The following is a 14,419-nucleotide window of genomic DNA, read 5'->3' on the forward strand; positions in this document are numbered from 1 at the left end:
GCACTCTCAGATCGTTATCTGGTGGACAAAGTAAACTCGTCCAACTTGCGATCGCCATTTCCTCCAACCGACCATTCGTCATTCTGGATGAGCCCACGAACGAGCTGGATGCGCTAAACCGCCGTCTAGTATGGGATGAAATTGCGACCCTCGCCCAACAGGGAGTTACCGTATTAGTAATCACTCATGCAGTTTCTGAAGTTGAATCCTGCCTAACCCATCTTGGAATTATGGATAGAGGGCGGCTCATTGCCGACGGCACGGTTAATCACGTCATGCAAAACGTTCAAAATAGACGAACCATTGCGTACCGCACGGAATCCAATAGTGATAAAAGTTCAGAACCTTGGGAGCAGATAGTAGATGTCGACCAAATTCCGAGAATTGTCTCGAAACTATGCCACGAAGGAGCCGACGATATTACTATCAGTTCACCCAATCTCGAGGATGTTTTTGTCAACCTAATTGCATCCAGAACGAATGAAGCATGAGTAACACCCTTACGTTTACGCGCATACAGCTGACCAATTGGCGATGGTCTTGGCCGTCCATGCTGCTTACTGGAATTGTCGTTCCTGTTCTAATGTCTTTAGGACTTGGTGTGTACGCGCAAAACTTAGGTGGGCCTGCCGTTGAGTACGCTGTTATTGGTGGCTTGGCGTTTTCTCTACTATTCGAGTTGCAGGGCAAAATGGCCGCCAATATTTCCTTTATGAAGGCGAATGGAGCCCTAGATCAACTAGTGGCTACGGGGGCGAAGCGCATCCAGTTTGTTGTAGGGAGCTTTATCGCCTTTAGTCTCTTAGCTACTCCTTCACTGCTCATAACTCCAGTTGCGGTAGTTAAGATTCTCGGGCTTTCTTTCTCTCCGTCTTTCACTATCGTTCCTTCCGTAATTTTTGCTGGTTGTGCTTTCCTTTCTGCCGGAATGATAATTGGAGCATTGTGTTCCAGTCTTGAGTAGGCGTCTTCCATCTCATTGTTATTGGCCATTATGCTGCTAAGTTTCGGCCCAGTTGCCGTTCCTGAAGATTTGTTGCCTTCGTGGCTTCAGGTAGCGGGAGAAGCCAATCCGGCTGTCCATATAAGTGAAGCAATTAGATACGGCCGCTTTGGCGGCAAGGGTATCCCCTGGAGCTCGATAGCATATTTAGTGGATGTCACTGTCGTCTTGCTTGTTGGTGCTGTGGTTTCCCTACCCTGGCGGCATAAACGGGCATAAATGTTGTTTTCCCACGCCATACGGCACACCGTGACAAGTGTGCACGTTTACTTTCCCTGCGTCGTGTTTAAACATTGTTCGATCCTTGGGAAATGTTTTAAAATTTTAATTCAATTAAACTGATGAATATGGTTACTCTTCATGGACACAACCATGGTATGGACAGAAAGCATTGAAGCAACCTCGGCATACTATCTAGAGGTTGAAGGCCCCTACGGGACTGCTCAGCACAAAGAAGCGATGGAGCATACTAAGAAAGTTGCCTACCGTAGCTTTGGAGATAGCGACTTCACCATCTACGGTCTTGCCCTCGATGATCCGCGCACAGTTGATGAGAAACTCCTGCGCTACCGCATTTGTCTGCTAGATACCAAGCGTTCGTTTGACATAGACAGCCTGTGCGATTTCGGGGTGATGGAAATCCCATCGCTTCATGTACTAGTCATTGAGGTGGATCATACGCGAAAGGCTATTGCGCAGATGTGGGAGAATTTTCCGTCGATACTTGCTGAGCAAGGAGTGTCCCAGAAAGGTTATATCGCCGAGCGGTTTAGAAGGTCCAAAGTCGCTGCAGGGAAAAGCGAATTCCTTATACAGCTTCCTTGACCCCCGTCGCTTGGTAGTCCTTTTCCTCTACGGCATGCGATAAGGTACGAGATAACGCGGCAAAATTGTTACCCTCTGATACCTTCCTTAAGCTTCAAAGCTAAACGAAAAAGATGCGGATATCGACTTGAAGATGAAGTTTGATTCCTTTTACCAATTCATGGCGGCCTTTAATTTAGAGGGCACCATCAATGAAACAAGTGATAATGCGAATTATGAATCGGGAATAGCCGAGTTGGGAGCTAAAACCTGGCATGTTCGCACAGCACGCACCACGCCTTCTAAGCCGGGAGCCTTTGTAGCATTCTGGCAACGCAACCATGAAGGGGAACCCGTGCCTTTTGAAGATTCTTCCTGCGGCGACGGTCTCCTAGTCTTTGTGATTCAAGGAGATCACCGAGGTGTGTTTCAATTTAGCAATCAAGATTTACAACGTCTCGGTATTACCTCCGGAGCAGCCCCAGGAAAGAGAGGATTTAGGGTATATCCACCATGGTGTGAAGGGCTGAACTCCAGCGCTTTAAAGACTCAAAAGCAGCAACAGGCATCGTTTACAGAATTCTGACCGCCTATTCCTCCCGGATAGGCGGTAGGAAGTGTTTCTTATTAGCTAGCTTGCCTACTTTTTGTCATGGATTGTGAGTAGATAGCCATCGGGGTCTGAAGTGTTCCAGATTTTCCCATCTACTCAAACGGAACAAAACCTGGGACACTTCACATCGGGGTCTTTCACACCTCGAGATTGTTGACACAATGCATCAGCGTAAGCAACGGATGAGTGACCTGGTCGATGCCTACGTGTGTTTGCCTGGCGGCGCTGGAACGTTAGACGAATTTTTTGATGCGTGGACAGCTCAACAACTCGGGCTTCATAGCAAGCCCATTGCCCTTTTTGGTTCAAGTTTCTGGGCACCTACGGTATCGATGCTCAAGCATATGGCAGACGAGGGATTTATTCGTCAAGATGATGTCGACACGCTTATTGTCGCCGACACCGTTGATGAACTTCTCGTCGCGCTCAATTCTTGGGCTGCGCCGTGCCCCAAGTGGAATTAGTTTCTAAATTGTATTGCAGTAGGTACCGAGTAAAGCGATATTTGTTTGCATTTGCTGGACTGGAAGCTATACCGCGAACGGGTCGTGGTCCGGGTCGCTGTTAACTTGAATCTCTAGGTCATGGGCGATCTTCTCCGCAAGTGGAGCGCCGAAGAAGTGGGAGACGAAGGCGACGGCCATATCTATACCCGCGGCCACACCGGACGACGTCCAACGATCTCGGTCGTGCACCCACCGGGAAGAGCTTTTCCAGTCGATGTCCTTGCCGAAAGACGTGGCCCAATCAAACGCAAGCTTATTGCTGGTGGCGGCGTATCCCTCCAGCAGACCAGCTGCAGCCAAAACCGCTGAACCCGTGCATACCGAGCAGACAAGTGAGGCGCAGCTCGCGACCCTATCGATGCGGGCCAGGAAATCTGCATCTTTGACGAGAGCTCGCGTTCCTTGGCCACCGGGGACCACAATGGTGTCGCAATCTAGGGAATCGAAGGCCGTATCGGGGAGAATCTTTACACCTTGGGAGCTGGCTACAGGTTCCCTATCCGCGGAGGCGAATTCCACCTGTAGGCCAGGCACCTTGGAGAAAATTTCGGCAGGCCCAAAGACATCCAGCAGCTCAAACCCGTCGAAAAGAATAAACGCTACGCGCTGTGGTCGTCCGTTATTCATGGGTCTGCCCTCGAACCTGCTGCATTTCTTCGTGCAGTAAGAACTGATCGATCGCGATCGCAGTGGCCACGCCGGTGCCCATCGCCTGAGAAACCTGGTCGGGGGAGCTGGTGACATTGCCGGCTGTCCACAGTCCGGCTTTGGAGGTCCGGCCACTGGGTTGCCTAACTACCCAGCCGTTTTCGGATTCACAACCAGCTGCTAGCAGCAGTTGATCATTGGGGTGGAATTCCGGGCCGGTGAAGCACGCTTCAAAGGCGCGGGTAGTAAAGGCAGAGTCGCCACTTTCGTTGGGATCGGCGATGCTCACCAGAACTCCCGCTTCTGACTCAGGGTCGGGTTGCACCTCGGTGACGTGGGCGTCCATAAGAGCAACACCGCGCTTCTCGAACAGTGCACGGTCGGCTTCGTCAAGGGAGAGCCCATTGGTGAAGAACGTGACGCGATCGGTCCACTTCCGCATCAAGTGCACCATATGCGTCGTAAACCTGGGGTTCTTTCCGCCGATGACGGCAAGGTCGCGCCCCCGGACCTCGTAGCCGTGGCAATAAGGGCAGTGGAAAACTCGCGATCCCCAAAGCTCGGCTAAGCCCGGTACGTCTGGCAGTTCGTCGGTGATGCCCGTCGCAATGAGTACCTGTCGGGCCGGAAACTGCTGTCCGTCGGCCGTAGTGGCCGTCCATGCGTTGTCTGTTTGCTCGAGGGAGGTGACCTCACCCTGGGTCACTTCACCGCCGAAAGTCATGAATTCTTTGCGGCCTTGGTCCAGCAGCTCCATTGGGTTAGCCCCGTCACGGCCCAAAATGCCATGGGAATGGGCGCTGAAGCGGTTACGCGGTTTTCCGCTGTCGATGATTCCTACGGTCCGCTGAGCCCGGGCGAGGGTAACACCCGCCGCAGTGCCCGCAAACCCTCCGCCGATGATGAGTACGTCGAGTGGTTCAGTCGCATTGCATGCCATGATCTACTCCCTTCGAGGATCGTTACACTCGGCCACTGTACCTGCATGTTTGGTGCGATTCGCGCGACGGAAAGGTGGAGTATCGTGCAAACCTACTCTGAAAAGGCGATTCGGAAGAGCTTTATCAACTGCTCTAAGGGTGCCGCTGCGCGCATCAATATTCCGCCACACGTTCTGGGAGCGGATTTGGGGGAGCCAGGTGTTTGTCAGCTGGGCGGTCCCCAATGCGCCCCAGCGGGCATACCTCGTCGCGAAGTCCGCACAGGTTAACTACGGCAGCATCGGTACGTACATGTGCAGCGCCGAGGCGTATCTCACCAGTATTTATTGAAAACGTATTGACAACGTAGCAGGTGAGAGGGCAGTATAGAAAGCGTCGAAGCAACCTACTGGCCCGCCTAATCCTAGGGAAGTGGCTCCATGGTTGCCTGTAATAAAGGAGTTCATCATGAGCTGCACTACCCACGCCGATCATGATCACAAGCACGGCCCGAACTGTGGTCACGTCGCCATCCCGCACGGCGACCACGTCGATTACGTCCACGATGGCCACCTGCACCGCGAGCACGAGGGGCACTGGGACGAGTGCGAGACCACGGAGCATCAGGTCCACGAGGATCACGACCACGAGCATGGCCCGAACTGCGGCCACGTCGCCGTTCCGCACGACGACCACGTGGACTACATTCACGACGGCCACCGTCACGCCAAGCACGGTGACCACTGGGACGATCACTAAAGCTCGATCACTAAAGCTGCGGAGAGGGGTGACTACTCAATAGTCACTCCGGTAACATAGGCCACCTGAAACGCCAGTGAAAGGAGCGTTGGGTGACTTACCCGCAAGGAAACGACGATCAGACCCGCATGTTCAACACGCAGGGCAATAGCGGTTATGGCGGCTACAATTCTGGCTACAACAATCAGCAGCAGTACCCGCAGGGCTATAACTCTGGCTACAACCAGCCCCCGCGGGACCCGCGCGAAGGCCTGCTGGCCGGCCGTTACGACGGCAAGAAGGTTGCGATGAACCTCATAGTCCTCGCTGTTCTGGCCGCGGCTGTTACTTTCGCTGCGGTGTTCATCGTGGATCTCTTGGTGGGCTTTATCCCTGGTGAGGCTTCCGCGGGCGTAGGACCTGCCGTACTGACTGGAGTGATTGCGGGCGTCATCGGCGTACTCGCCGGGCTCCTGTACATACCGGTTTCCGGTACGGGCAACGAGCACCTCTTTGGCATGGCCGTGATCGCGCTGGCATCAGTCGCCGCGATCGCATGGGTGCTCGCGGGCGGACTGCTAAGTGGCGACTGGGGGACGTTGGTCACGCTCACGGGCATTGTTTGCACCGCCGCAATCACGTACGTGGTGCCTACCCGCATCGAATCGGCTGCGGTCTACGGCCCGCGCCGATAGTTCAAAAAAAAAGGGGGCGGGGGATAAGAAGCCCCTTAAATTTCGTTATCAATCCGAGATTCTTTCGGGATTTAGTGCTTTTTCGGTTGACGCACCCCGGGGGAGAGTGCGTAAGTTTGCGTACTTAGTGGCAGCCGCCCGGCAAACACCCGGGGCGCGATACTTCGCGTAACTGCCAGCGTGCAGTCGCAAAGCGCGGCCGCGTAGACATCAAACAATCGATATGAGGCCAGCCACCCGGTCGGCTTCGCAGAAGGAGTTTTCGTCTACATGAATAAGTCCGTAAAGACCGCTTTCGCCCGCATCGGTATGGCCGCAGGCCTGGTTGCTGCTCCGGCAGCCGCCGCAGCTGTGGCAGCCCCGGCCGCACAGGCCGCACCAGTAAGCGCCTGGGATCAGGTTGCGCAATGCGAGTCCGGTGGCAACTGGAGCATCAACACGGGCAACGGCTACTACGGCGGGCTGCAGTTCAGTGCTCAGACCTGGTCTGGCTTCGGTGGCACGAAGTACGCCCCAACCGCTAACCAGGCCACGAAGGCGCAGCAGATTGAGATCGCCGAGAAGGTCCTGGCCAAGCAGGGTGCAGGCGCTTGGCCGAACTGCGGCAAGGTGCTCGGCTAATCGCTTGAGCTAGGTACCGGACTAATTTAGTACCGGGCTAACTTAAGCGTCCAGGTACTTTTCCGGAATATCTAGAGCCACCAGGTCCTCCCGGGACTTGGTGGATTTTTCTAGTGCTACCTTCACCACGTGGCGCATCTGATCCTCGGGATCGGGGATGCGGCGCTGTTCGGACATGAGCACGGTCAGGATCTCCGGCTGATCCTTGAAGCAGTGCCAGACCACGGCGTTTGCCAGCGATTCCAACACTAGGCCGCGCGGCTGCAGGGCCTGCTTCGGCCGGTCGGCGCGCTTGCCTCCACCGCGCGGGCGGACGTGCAGATCCTGCTGGCCGATGCCCACGATGGAGCCGTCCTTGTTGTAAATGATGGAGGTGTACGGCACGTTGCAGTAGCCGTCCTCTTCGACGGTTTCGGTGATCCAGTTGATCAGCTCGGGCGTGAGATCCACGTCCATGTATGCCCCACTGCGACCGGGCTTGAGGAATTGGAAGGTGCCGGTACGGGTCCAGGCTTCGTATTCAGTGCCAAGACGGCGGGCGATCAGGGTGCCGAACAGCACATCCGTCATGGCAAACAGCGTTCCGCCGAAGGCGGCGCCGTGCATGTTGGCGTTCCACCAACGCAGGTTCAGCACGATGCGCGCGTGTGCCCAGTCTTCGGAAACGCGGGTCATCTTAATGCCGGAGCACAGCAGCGGTGGCCAGAGGTTCATCATGCGCCGCATGCGGTTCGGCTTCTCGATCATCTTGTCTGCGAAGGCCGGTACTGCCTTCATTTGTGCGCGGTAAATCTTCTTCAGAGGTTTCATGATGCGTTTATGCTACCGCGAGACCGCTAGCGGTAAGCAGGTATAAAAGTATTCTCTTTTTGTTGACGCCCCTACGCCCGCGCCGCCCCGCACGCTTGTTCGAAACTTAAGGTGGATGCTCGCCGGGACTGTCCAGGGCGATTGCTAGCGTGTTGGACTATGAGCAAGAGGGTAAGTGGGCGTGTATCCGCTCGTGCAGCGGCGCTGCTAGTGGGCGTGAGTTTGCTGCTCGGTGGGTGCGCCGAGGGTGCGGAGTTCCTAGAGGGCGGAAGTTCGGCGTCACAAAGCTCGGAAGCACCGGTAGAACCGACCACAGAAACGGTGCCGGAGCAGCCAGAACAATCCGAGCCCCCAGAGCACCCCGAACCAGAGCCAGAGCAACCCGCAGCGCCGGAACGGTCGCTGCACCAGCAAAACATGCTGGATCTGCTGGAGACGTTGGCGGTCAAGGGGCGCGCGCCGAAGACGGGCTACAGCCGCGACGAGTTCGGCCAGCGGTGGAAGGATATCGACCGCAACGGTTGCGACCAGCGCAATGACATCCTCGCGCGCGACCTCACCAACGTGGAGGCGCCGAAAGGTTGCAAGGTGCTCAGTGGTGATCTGCAGGATCCCTATACCGACCAGCGCATCCACTTTGTCCGTGGGCAGAACACCAGCCGGGCAGTGCAGATCGACCACGTGGTGGCGCTGGCCGATGCCTGGCAGAAGGGTGCGCAGCAGCTTTCCCCGGAGCGGCGCGAGCAGTTTGCCAACGATCCGATGAACCTGCTGGCTGTGGATGGGCCGGCGAACATGCAAAAGGGTGCGGGCGATGCCGCGACGTGGCTGCCGGCGAATAAGGGTTTCCGCTGCACTTATGTCTCCATTCAGGTGCGTGTGAAGGCGGAGTACCAGCTGTGGGTTACGCAGGCGGAAAAGGCGGCGATTCAGCGCGAACTCGGCCGCTGCTAGAAGCCCACTACGAGGGTGTGCGCAGTGGGCTTCCCAGCTGCCGGCCGCGAGGGCTGGAAACGCTGCGGTCGCCGGGCACCCAGAAGCGGAGTAAGGCATCCGCGTTCTTGGTGATCCCTATGCGTTTGCCACGGGTGATCTCTGGGATAGCTGTGCGTGGGGTCAGGGTAAACGGGGCAGCAGGGGATGAGGTATCGCCTGCGCCAGAAATCACTTGATCAACCGCCGAGCCATTAAGGTCCAGGTTCAAACCAAGTGCTGCGCCCAGGTTTCCCGGCCCACGCGCAAGCGCTTCATCCGCGGGCTTTGATCCGCGCCGGGCACGGGCAATATCGAGCCCCTCGATGAGTTTTCCTGCGCGCAGCAGTACTCCTCCAGCCTCGCCATCGGGGCTGCACACCAGGTTGCCGGCACGGTGGATGCCGTAACTGGCATACACGTAGAGGTGCTGGGGAGGGCCAAACATAACCTCGCAACGAGGGGTCGGGCCGTTGAAGGCATGGGAGGCTTCGTCTGCAGTCCCTAGGTAGGCCTCGACCTCGGTCAACTCGATAGCCACTCCGCCGTGGCGCAAGACCGCGCCCAACAAAAGAGGGGCGACGACGTCGGCGGGTTGGGTGAAGTCGATTCTCTTTGCGCTTCGATCCATGTAGCCATTGTGGTGCTATTGCCCTAAACCCGCCAAGGTTGGTCCATTGTTGCCGAAAACTAGACTGCTTAGTCTATAATCGTTGAAACGATACGCGCCGGATCGGTTCACCCGGCGCCGACAAGCGCGACTACGCGCGACCAAGCACTAGTTCGAAGAGGAGTTTCCATGGCCCACAACACAGATGCCATCCACGCAGGCTACGAGCCCGACGAGTTCATGGGCTCCATCAACGTGCCGATCTACGCCTCCACCACGTTCGCCCAGGATGCACCGAACGATCTGCGCGGAGGCTACGAGTACGGCCGCGTGGCGAACCCCACCGTCGATTCGCTGGCCCGCACGGTCGCCGCCTTGGAGGGTGGCAAGCACGGTCGCGTCTACGCTTCCGGCATGGCCGCCACCGATCACCTGCTGCGCGTGCTGCTGCGCCCCGGCGACCACGTGATCATGGGGCACGACGCTTACGGCGGCACGTATCGCCTGATCGCCACCGTTTTCAAGGACTGGAACGTGGACTTCACCGTGGTTGACACCACCGACCCCGAGGCCGTCCGTGCGGCGCTGACCCCGCAGACGAAGCTGGTGTGGCTGGAGACCCCGACGAACCCGCTGCTCGCCGTGACCGACATCGCCGCTATCGCCGAGGTGCTCTCCGACGAGTTTGGTAATGACGCCCCCACGCGCCCGAAGCTGATCGTGGATAACACCTTCTGCAGCCCCTACCTGCAGCGCCCCCTGGACCACGGAGCGGATGTGGTGCTGCACTCCACCACGAAGTACATCGGCGGGCACTCCGATGTGGTCGGCGGCGCGATCGTCAGCAACGATGCACAGCTGGACGAGGATCTGGACTTCCTGCTCGGCGGTGCGGGCCCGATTGCTTCGCCTTTCGATGCCTACCTGAATGCCCGTGGCCTGAAGACCCTGGGCGTGCGGATGGATCGCCACTGTTCGAACGCGCAGGCCATCGCGGAATACTTGGATGAGCGGGAGGAAGTCGCCACCGTCCTGTACCCGGGTCTGCCGCAGCACCCTGGACACGAGGTGGCCAAGCGCCAGTCCACCGGCAAGGGGTTTGGTGGCATGATCTCCGTGCGCTTCCACTCCGAGGAAGCGGCACTGAAGTTCTGCCAATCCACCAAGCTGATCTGTCTGGCGGAGTCGCTGGGCGGCGTGGAATCGCTGCTGGAGCACCCGGCGACGATGACTCACCAGTCGGTTGCGGGATCCCAGCTGGAGGTTCCGCGCGACCTGGTGCGCATTTCCATTGGTATTGAGGATCTGGAGGATCTGCTCGCAGATGTCGCGCAGGCTCTGGAACAGCTTTAAAATACGGGGCTTATGAAGTCCTTTTCTTCTTCCAAGTCCCTCACCGCCCTAGCCACCGCAAGCGCCCTAGCCGTCAGCGCCATCGCAGCCACCCCGGCGCAGGCCATTGCCCCGTCCGAAGGCAACGGCTCGAGCACCGCCCCGATCACCCAGCCCGTCGACCCGGACTCCAATCCGAACAACCCAGAAGCCACTAATGAAGGCTCGTTGGCCGGCAGCATTGAGGCTGCGAACCCGGGTGCCGAATGGCTGTTGAAGACCTTCCCGCTGGGCAGCACCGACCCCGCAGGTTCCCTGGGTAAAGATGCACCGCCGATCGCAGGCATCTTGGCCTGGGTCGGCGGTGTCGTAGGTGCTTTTGCCCTGGGCGCGGCACTCGTCGGTGGGTACCAACACGCCGTGCAGCAGGGCTGGATCCAACCGCTGTAGCGGTTGGGCGCTAGCCAGGAACGGTATTTAGCTAGCCGGTCGTGGGTTAGGCGTCATCGGCAACACCGGAGTAACCAAGCTCGTCGAATACCTGCTTGACCTCGCCGGGCTTCGGGGCGATGAGCTTGGACTCTAGAACCATGTCCTTGTCCTTGTTGAAGATGAACACGATCGTGTTGCCCCGGTCTTTAACGTAGCCGGCGTACTCGTTTGGCTTGTCGTTTACAATCTCTGCGCCGCCGTCCTTGAATTCCTTTTCCTTGACGTCGACGTACTCCTTGTCTTTGATGAAGTCCACGTCCCAGTAGGCCCAGCCCGAGCCTCGCACGCCCTTACAGTTCGCACCGGTCATGTCACGGGGCTTCTTGGAGGAGTCGTAGTAGTTCAGGGTGAAGGTTCCATCTTTGCACTTATTGATCAGGTCGTTAACCTTCTCCGGCATTGCATCCTTGTAGGTGGCGGGGAGGGAATCATCGGGTCCGCCGACGTCGCCCCTCTGTGCTGCGGTGGAGCTGGGCGCGCTCGAAGTCTCGGAAGAGGTGGACTCCTCGGAGCTCTCTTCGGATCCTTCCTCAGTGCTTTCTTCAGTGGACTCGTCGGCGCCCTCGGACTGGGAGGTCGAAGTTTCGTCGGAGTCGGTACCTTCATCATCCTTGGCCAGCAGGAAGAAGCCGCCTACTGCCAGGGCAATGACGACAGCAAGGGCGATGATGATGCCGATAACCTTGCCTGTGCCTCCGCCGGAGTTTAGGTTTTGACCGTAGGAGCTGGCAGCACCGCCAGCGAAGGGGTTCTGGCCGGGCTGACCGGGCTGGCTGGGCTGACCGGGCTGACCGGGTTGGCTGTAGCCACCCTGGTTAAAAGGATTCTGGCCGGGCTGTCCAGGCGCACCCGGCTGGCCGTAGCCGCCTTGCGGGCCGGGCTGACCGTAGCCCCCGGGCTGCGGCTGCTGTGCGCCGTACGGCTGACCGCCTTGCGGCTGGTTCTGGTTTGCGCCCCACTGGGTGGTCTCGTCACTTGGGTTGGAGCCGTTGTTAAAGGGGTTGTTCTCCCCGTTGTTGCCGCCCTGGTTGGGCTGGTTGTCGAAGGGATTATTGTTCGTCATGAGGGGGCAGGTCCTTAAATCTCTGGAAACGTCGTTTTCGGCTTTTGGTGCCTGGGAAGCAAATGGCGCCCGGTCTCGTGTGAAGGGCGCCTTCCCGCGGCGCTCAGTAGGTCAAATGTTACGAGATCCGCGGGATGTTCCTACTCGTTATTCTTTTATTGGAATAGGGGTGAATAGCGGGGGGGGGGGATTCCTCTGTGCTGAAGCTAAGGCTTCTTGTAGCCCAACTGGGTGAGAGCCTCTTGCAGGGCGGATTCGTCTTCGAAGTGCATCTTGGTTTCCATGGCGATGCCCTTGGACTTGTTAATGACGAATAGGAATGGCTTGGAACCCTGAAGTAGGTAGCCCGCGAAGTTGTCTGGGTCATCGGACCAAATTTTAGCGCCCTGTTTCTTCACGTAGTCGATTTCCTCAGGTACGAATTTCGCATCACGGACGAAGTCCACTTTCTTGAACTCCCAAGCGGAGTCCCATACACCGGTGCACTGCACGCCCTTGACCCTGCGGTTGTTATCGCGTGCCAGTTCGAAGGTGCCGTTACGGCAGTCGTACACCAGATCCTGCATCTGCTTGGGCATCGCGTCGGCATAAGTCCTGTCCATCGAATGATCCGGGCCGCCGATATCGCCAGCCTTCGCAGGCTCCTTAGAGGAAGATGAAGTCTCCGAGGTGCTGGAATCCGAGCTGGATTCGGAGGAGCTCTCGCTGGTCTCCTCCGACGAGCCAGACTCTTCAGAGCTCGACGAGGAACTGGAGGCGTCCGTGCTCTCTTCGTCATCCTTGTTCAGTAGGAAGAAACCACCAACGATCAGGCCGATTACGACCACTGCGGCGACGATGATGCCGATGATCTTGCCGCCGTTGCCACCGCCGTTACCTCCGACATTGCCTGGCTGGCCGTACGCGCCATAAGGCTGCGAGTTGAACGGATTCTGACCCGGCTGGCCCGGCTGGCCCGGTTGGCCGTACCCCTGCTGACCGAAGCCTTGCTGGCCATACCCCTGCGGGCCGTATCCCGGTTGGCTCGGTTGCCCCTGCTGGCCGTACGGCTGTTGACCATAACCTGACTGGCTCGGCTGACCCTGTTGTCCTTGGTTCTGGTTGCTCGGGAACTGTTGATTACCGTAGCTCTGCTGGCCAAACGGATTCTGGGGCTGATTTGGGTTCTGTCCCGGGTTGTTCTGGGAACCATCTCCGGGGCCGGGGTAACCGCCTCCGTAATTATTAGTCATAAGAATTCCTTAAGGGGATGCCATAACCTTTGCTAAAGGGAAAGGTTAATGCATGGCTTTCTCTATTGCAGTGTTCTGCAGGTATTGTCTCAAACCACAGCTAAATGGCCCTCGCGGCCTATGGTTGGTCGCTACATTGGAATCCATGAGTTCCACGAATGCAGAGTCCATGAATGAAGGATCCACGCCCACCCCACCAACCAACTCCCGCGTCGCCGTCGTCACTGGCGCGAGTGCCGGCATCGGCGAGGCGACCGCGAAGCTGCTGGCTGCGGACGGCTGGCATATGGTTCTGGCCGCGCGCCGTGCAGAAAAGCTAGAGCAGGTAGCGAAAACGATTGCCCAGGAGGGCGGCAAGGCTACGCCCCTTGTGCTGGATGTGACGGATAGGGCGTCAATAGATAATTTCACCGCAGCGCTCGCCGAGCTGACGGGCTCCAAGCTAGACCTACTGGTCAACAATGCAGGCGGCGCGCGGGGGCTTGACCCCGTGCTGGAAGCCGATCCGGAGGATTGGCGCTGGATGTTCGAGGCGAACGTGATGGGCACCCTGGAGGTCACGCGCGCGCTGTTCGATCAGCTGCAGGTGGCGGACGCGCCGCAGGTTATTAATGTGGTTTCCGTTGCTGGTCGCGGCGCCTACCGCGGGGGTGCGGGCTACAACGCGGCGAAATTCGGGCAGACTGCCCTGACCGACGTGATGCGCATGGAGTTCGCCGAGGCGGGCGTGCGCGTCTGCCAGGTGGATCCGGGCCGGGTGGCTACCGACTTCAGCTTAAACCGCTTCAAGGGCGACGCAGAGCGGGCCGAGGAGGTTTACGCGGACAAGCTAAACCTGCAGGCAGAGGACATCGGCGAGGCCATTCGCTGGATCGCGGACCGCCCCCGCCACATGGATGTGGAGTCCATCATGATCCGCCCGCTCGACCAGGTCTAAAGTTTGGCGCACGAGGTGCTCGGCGGGTCAGTCGCGCCGGGTTATCCCCGGCAACCAGGGTCTACTGGAAGGTGACGGCAGTGCCGGTCGCGCTGACCATCACCATGCCGCCCTGGCCCAGGGACTCGTAGTCCACGTCCACGCCGACGATGCCGTGCGCGCCCATCTCCAGCGCGCGATCCACCATCTCCTTCAGTGCGCTCTCGCGAGCCTGCAGGATCTCGCCCTCGTATGCGGAGGAGCGGCCACCGGTGATGTTGCGGAAGCCCGCGCCGATGTCCTTGAACATGTTGATACCGGCCACCGTCTCGCCCGAGACGATGCGCAGGTACTGCCCAATGGTGTGGCCCTCGACGGTGTTGGTGGTAGTGACGATCATGGCGTTGTTAGCCTTTCTGCGAGTCTTTCTTAATGACGCCCACG

Annotated in this window: 19 protein-coding genes; 12 read left to right on the forward strand and 7 right to left on the reverse strand. The window is 58.2% G+C overall.

From position 1 onward, the window contains the following. The 5 genes from QKE30_RS08890 to QKE30_RS08910 all read left to right on the forward strand — a co-directional run. Positions 1–491: AAA family ATPase (locus QKE30_RS08890; protein ID WP_347934632.1), on the forward strand; the 491-nt coding region annotated here is incomplete at its 5' end. After that, positions 488–964, forward strand: a complete 477-nt coding sequence (locus QKE30_RS08895) for an ABC transporter permease (protein WP_239202855.1) — start codon at positions 488–490, stop codon at positions 962–964. The genes QKE30_RS08890 and QKE30_RS08895, both read left to right, overlap by 4 nt. Positions 965–1,363: 399 nt before the next feature. Beyond that, complete coding sequence (locus QKE30_RS08900) at positions 1,364–1,828, forward strand: GyrI-like domain-containing protein (protein ID WP_239202854.1); 465 nt, start codon at positions 1,364–1,366, stop codon at positions 1,826–1,828. 133 nt (positions 1,829–1,961) lie between these two features. Beyond that, positions 1,962–2,393, forward strand: a complete 432-nt coding sequence (locus QKE30_RS08905; RefSeq protein ID WP_347934633.1) for a MepB family protein — start codon at positions 1,962–1,964, stop codon at positions 2,391–2,393. A 95-nt stretch (positions 2,394–2,488) separates the two neighbouring features. Beyond that, positions 2,489–2,884, forward strand: a complete 396-nt coding sequence (locus tag QKE30_RS08910; RefSeq protein ID WP_255717351.1) for a TIGR00730 family Rossman fold protein — start codon at positions 2,489–2,491, stop codon at positions 2,882–2,884. A 66-nt stretch (positions 2,885–2,950) separates the two neighbouring features. On the opposite strand, the gene QKE30_RS08915 is transcribed toward QKE30_RS08910, so the two are convergent. Both QKE30_RS08915 and QKE30_RS08920 read right to left on the reverse strand, forming a co-directional pair. Continuing rightward, entirely contained in the window at positions 2,951–3,553 is a 603-nt protein-coding gene (locus tag QKE30_RS08915) for a DJ-1/PfpI family protein (protein WP_239202333.1), read from the reverse strand. Then, positions 3,546–4,514, reverse strand: coding sequence for an NAD(P)/FAD-dependent oxidoreductase (locus QKE30_RS08920; RefSeq protein WP_239202335.1), 969 nt, complete (start codon positions 4,512–4,514; stop codon positions 3,546–3,548). The genes QKE30_RS08915 and QKE30_RS08920 overlap by 8 nt, the downstream gene beginning before the upstream one ends. A gap of 448 nt (positions 4,515–4,962) precedes the next feature. Between QKE30_RS08920 and QKE30_RS08925 the strand changes: the two genes are divergently transcribed. The 3 genes from QKE30_RS08925 (at position 4,963) to QKE30_RS08935 (ending at position 6,548) form a co-directional block, all read left to right on the forward strand. After that, positions 4,963–5,253: a hypothetical protein gene (locus QKE30_RS08925; protein WP_239202337.1), complete on the forward strand. Its 291-nt coding sequence runs from the start codon at positions 4,963–4,965 to the stop codon at positions 5,251–5,253. A 92-nt stretch (positions 5,254–5,345) separates the two neighbouring features. Beyond that, positions 5,346–5,927: a hypothetical protein gene (locus QKE30_RS08930; protein WP_347934634.1), complete on the forward strand. Its 582-nt coding sequence runs from the start codon at positions 5,346–5,348 to the stop codon at positions 5,925–5,927. 270 nt (positions 5,928–6,197) lie between these two features. Continuing rightward, a complete protein-coding gene (locus QKE30_RS08935; protein WP_239202344.1) occupies positions 6,198–6,548 on the forward strand; it encodes a transglycosylase family protein in 351 nt (116 codons plus the stop codon). 42 nt (positions 6,549–6,590) lie between these two features. Here QKE30_RS08935 and QKE30_RS08940 read toward each other — a convergent pair whose 3' ends face one another. Beyond that, positions 6,591–7,358, reverse strand: a complete 768-nt coding sequence (locus tag QKE30_RS08940; protein WP_239202345.1) for a DUF4442 domain-containing protein — start codon at positions 7,356–7,358, stop codon at positions 6,591–6,593. A 321-nt stretch (positions 7,359–7,679) separates the two neighbouring features. Between QKE30_RS08940 and QKE30_RS08945 the strand changes: the two genes are divergently transcribed. After that, entirely contained in the window at positions 7,680–8,312 is a 633-nt protein-coding gene (locus QKE30_RS08945) for an HNH endonuclease family protein (RefSeq protein WP_239202411.1), read from the forward strand. A gap of 7 nt (positions 8,313–8,319) precedes the next feature. Here the strand turns inward: QKE30_RS08945 and QKE30_RS08950 are convergent, their stop codons facing one another. Then, complete coding sequence (locus QKE30_RS08950; protein ID WP_239202346.1) at positions 8,320–8,961, reverse strand: DNA-3-methyladenine glycosylase; 642 nt, start codon at positions 8,959–8,961, stop codon at positions 8,320–8,322. Between the two features lie 168 nt (positions 8,962–9,129). On the opposite strand from QKE30_RS08950, the gene QKE30_RS08955 reads away from it, so the two are divergent. Together QKE30_RS08955 and QKE30_RS08960 are read left to right on the forward strand one after the other, a co-directional pair. Beyond that, positions 9,130–10,293, forward strand: a complete 1,164-nt coding sequence (locus tag QKE30_RS08955) for a cystathionine gamma-synthase (RefSeq protein ID WP_239202348.1) — start codon at positions 9,130–9,132, stop codon at positions 10,291–10,293. Between the two features lie 12 nt (positions 10,294–10,305). Further along, positions 10,306–10,722 (forward strand): hypothetical protein, encoded by a 417-nt coding sequence (locus QKE30_RS08960; RefSeq protein WP_239202350.1) that lies wholly within the window; start codon positions 10,306–10,308, stop codon positions 10,720–10,722. A gap of 46 nt (positions 10,723–10,768) precedes the next feature. Here QKE30_RS08960 and QKE30_RS08965 read toward each other — a convergent pair whose 3' ends face one another. Both QKE30_RS08965 and QKE30_RS08970 read right to left on the reverse strand, forming a co-directional pair. Next, positions 10,769–11,827 (reverse strand): hypothetical protein, encoded by a 1,059-nt coding sequence (locus tag QKE30_RS08965; protein ID WP_239202352.1) that lies wholly within the window; start codon positions 11,825–11,827, stop codon positions 10,769–10,771. Between the two features lie 206 nt (positions 11,828–12,033). Beyond that, positions 12,034–13,059: a hypothetical protein gene (locus QKE30_RS08970; protein WP_347934635.1), complete on the reverse strand. Its 1,026-nt coding sequence runs from the start codon at positions 13,057–13,059 to the stop codon at positions 12,034–12,036. A gap of 145 nt (positions 13,060–13,204) precedes the next feature. On the opposite strand from QKE30_RS08970, the gene QKE30_RS08975 reads away from it, so the two are divergent. Beyond that, on the forward strand, positions 13,205–13,996 hold the full coding sequence (locus QKE30_RS08975) for an SDR family oxidoreductase (protein WP_239202356.1): 792 nt from the start codon (positions 13,205–13,207) through the stop codon (positions 13,994–13,996). A 61-nt stretch (positions 13,997–14,057) separates the two neighbouring features. Here QKE30_RS08975 and QKE30_RS08980 read toward each other — a convergent pair whose 3' ends face one another. Beyond that, complete coding sequence (locus QKE30_RS08980; protein WP_035003371.1) at positions 14,058–14,375, reverse strand: YbjQ family protein; 318 nt, start codon at positions 14,373–14,375, stop codon at positions 14,058–14,060. Positions 14,376–14,419: the final 44 nt, after the last annotated feature.

Source organism: Corynebacterium sp. c24Ua_83, from assembly GCF_039907245.1.
Lineage (GTDB): Bacteria > Actinomycetota > Actinomycetes > Mycobacteriales > Mycobacteriaceae > Corynebacterium.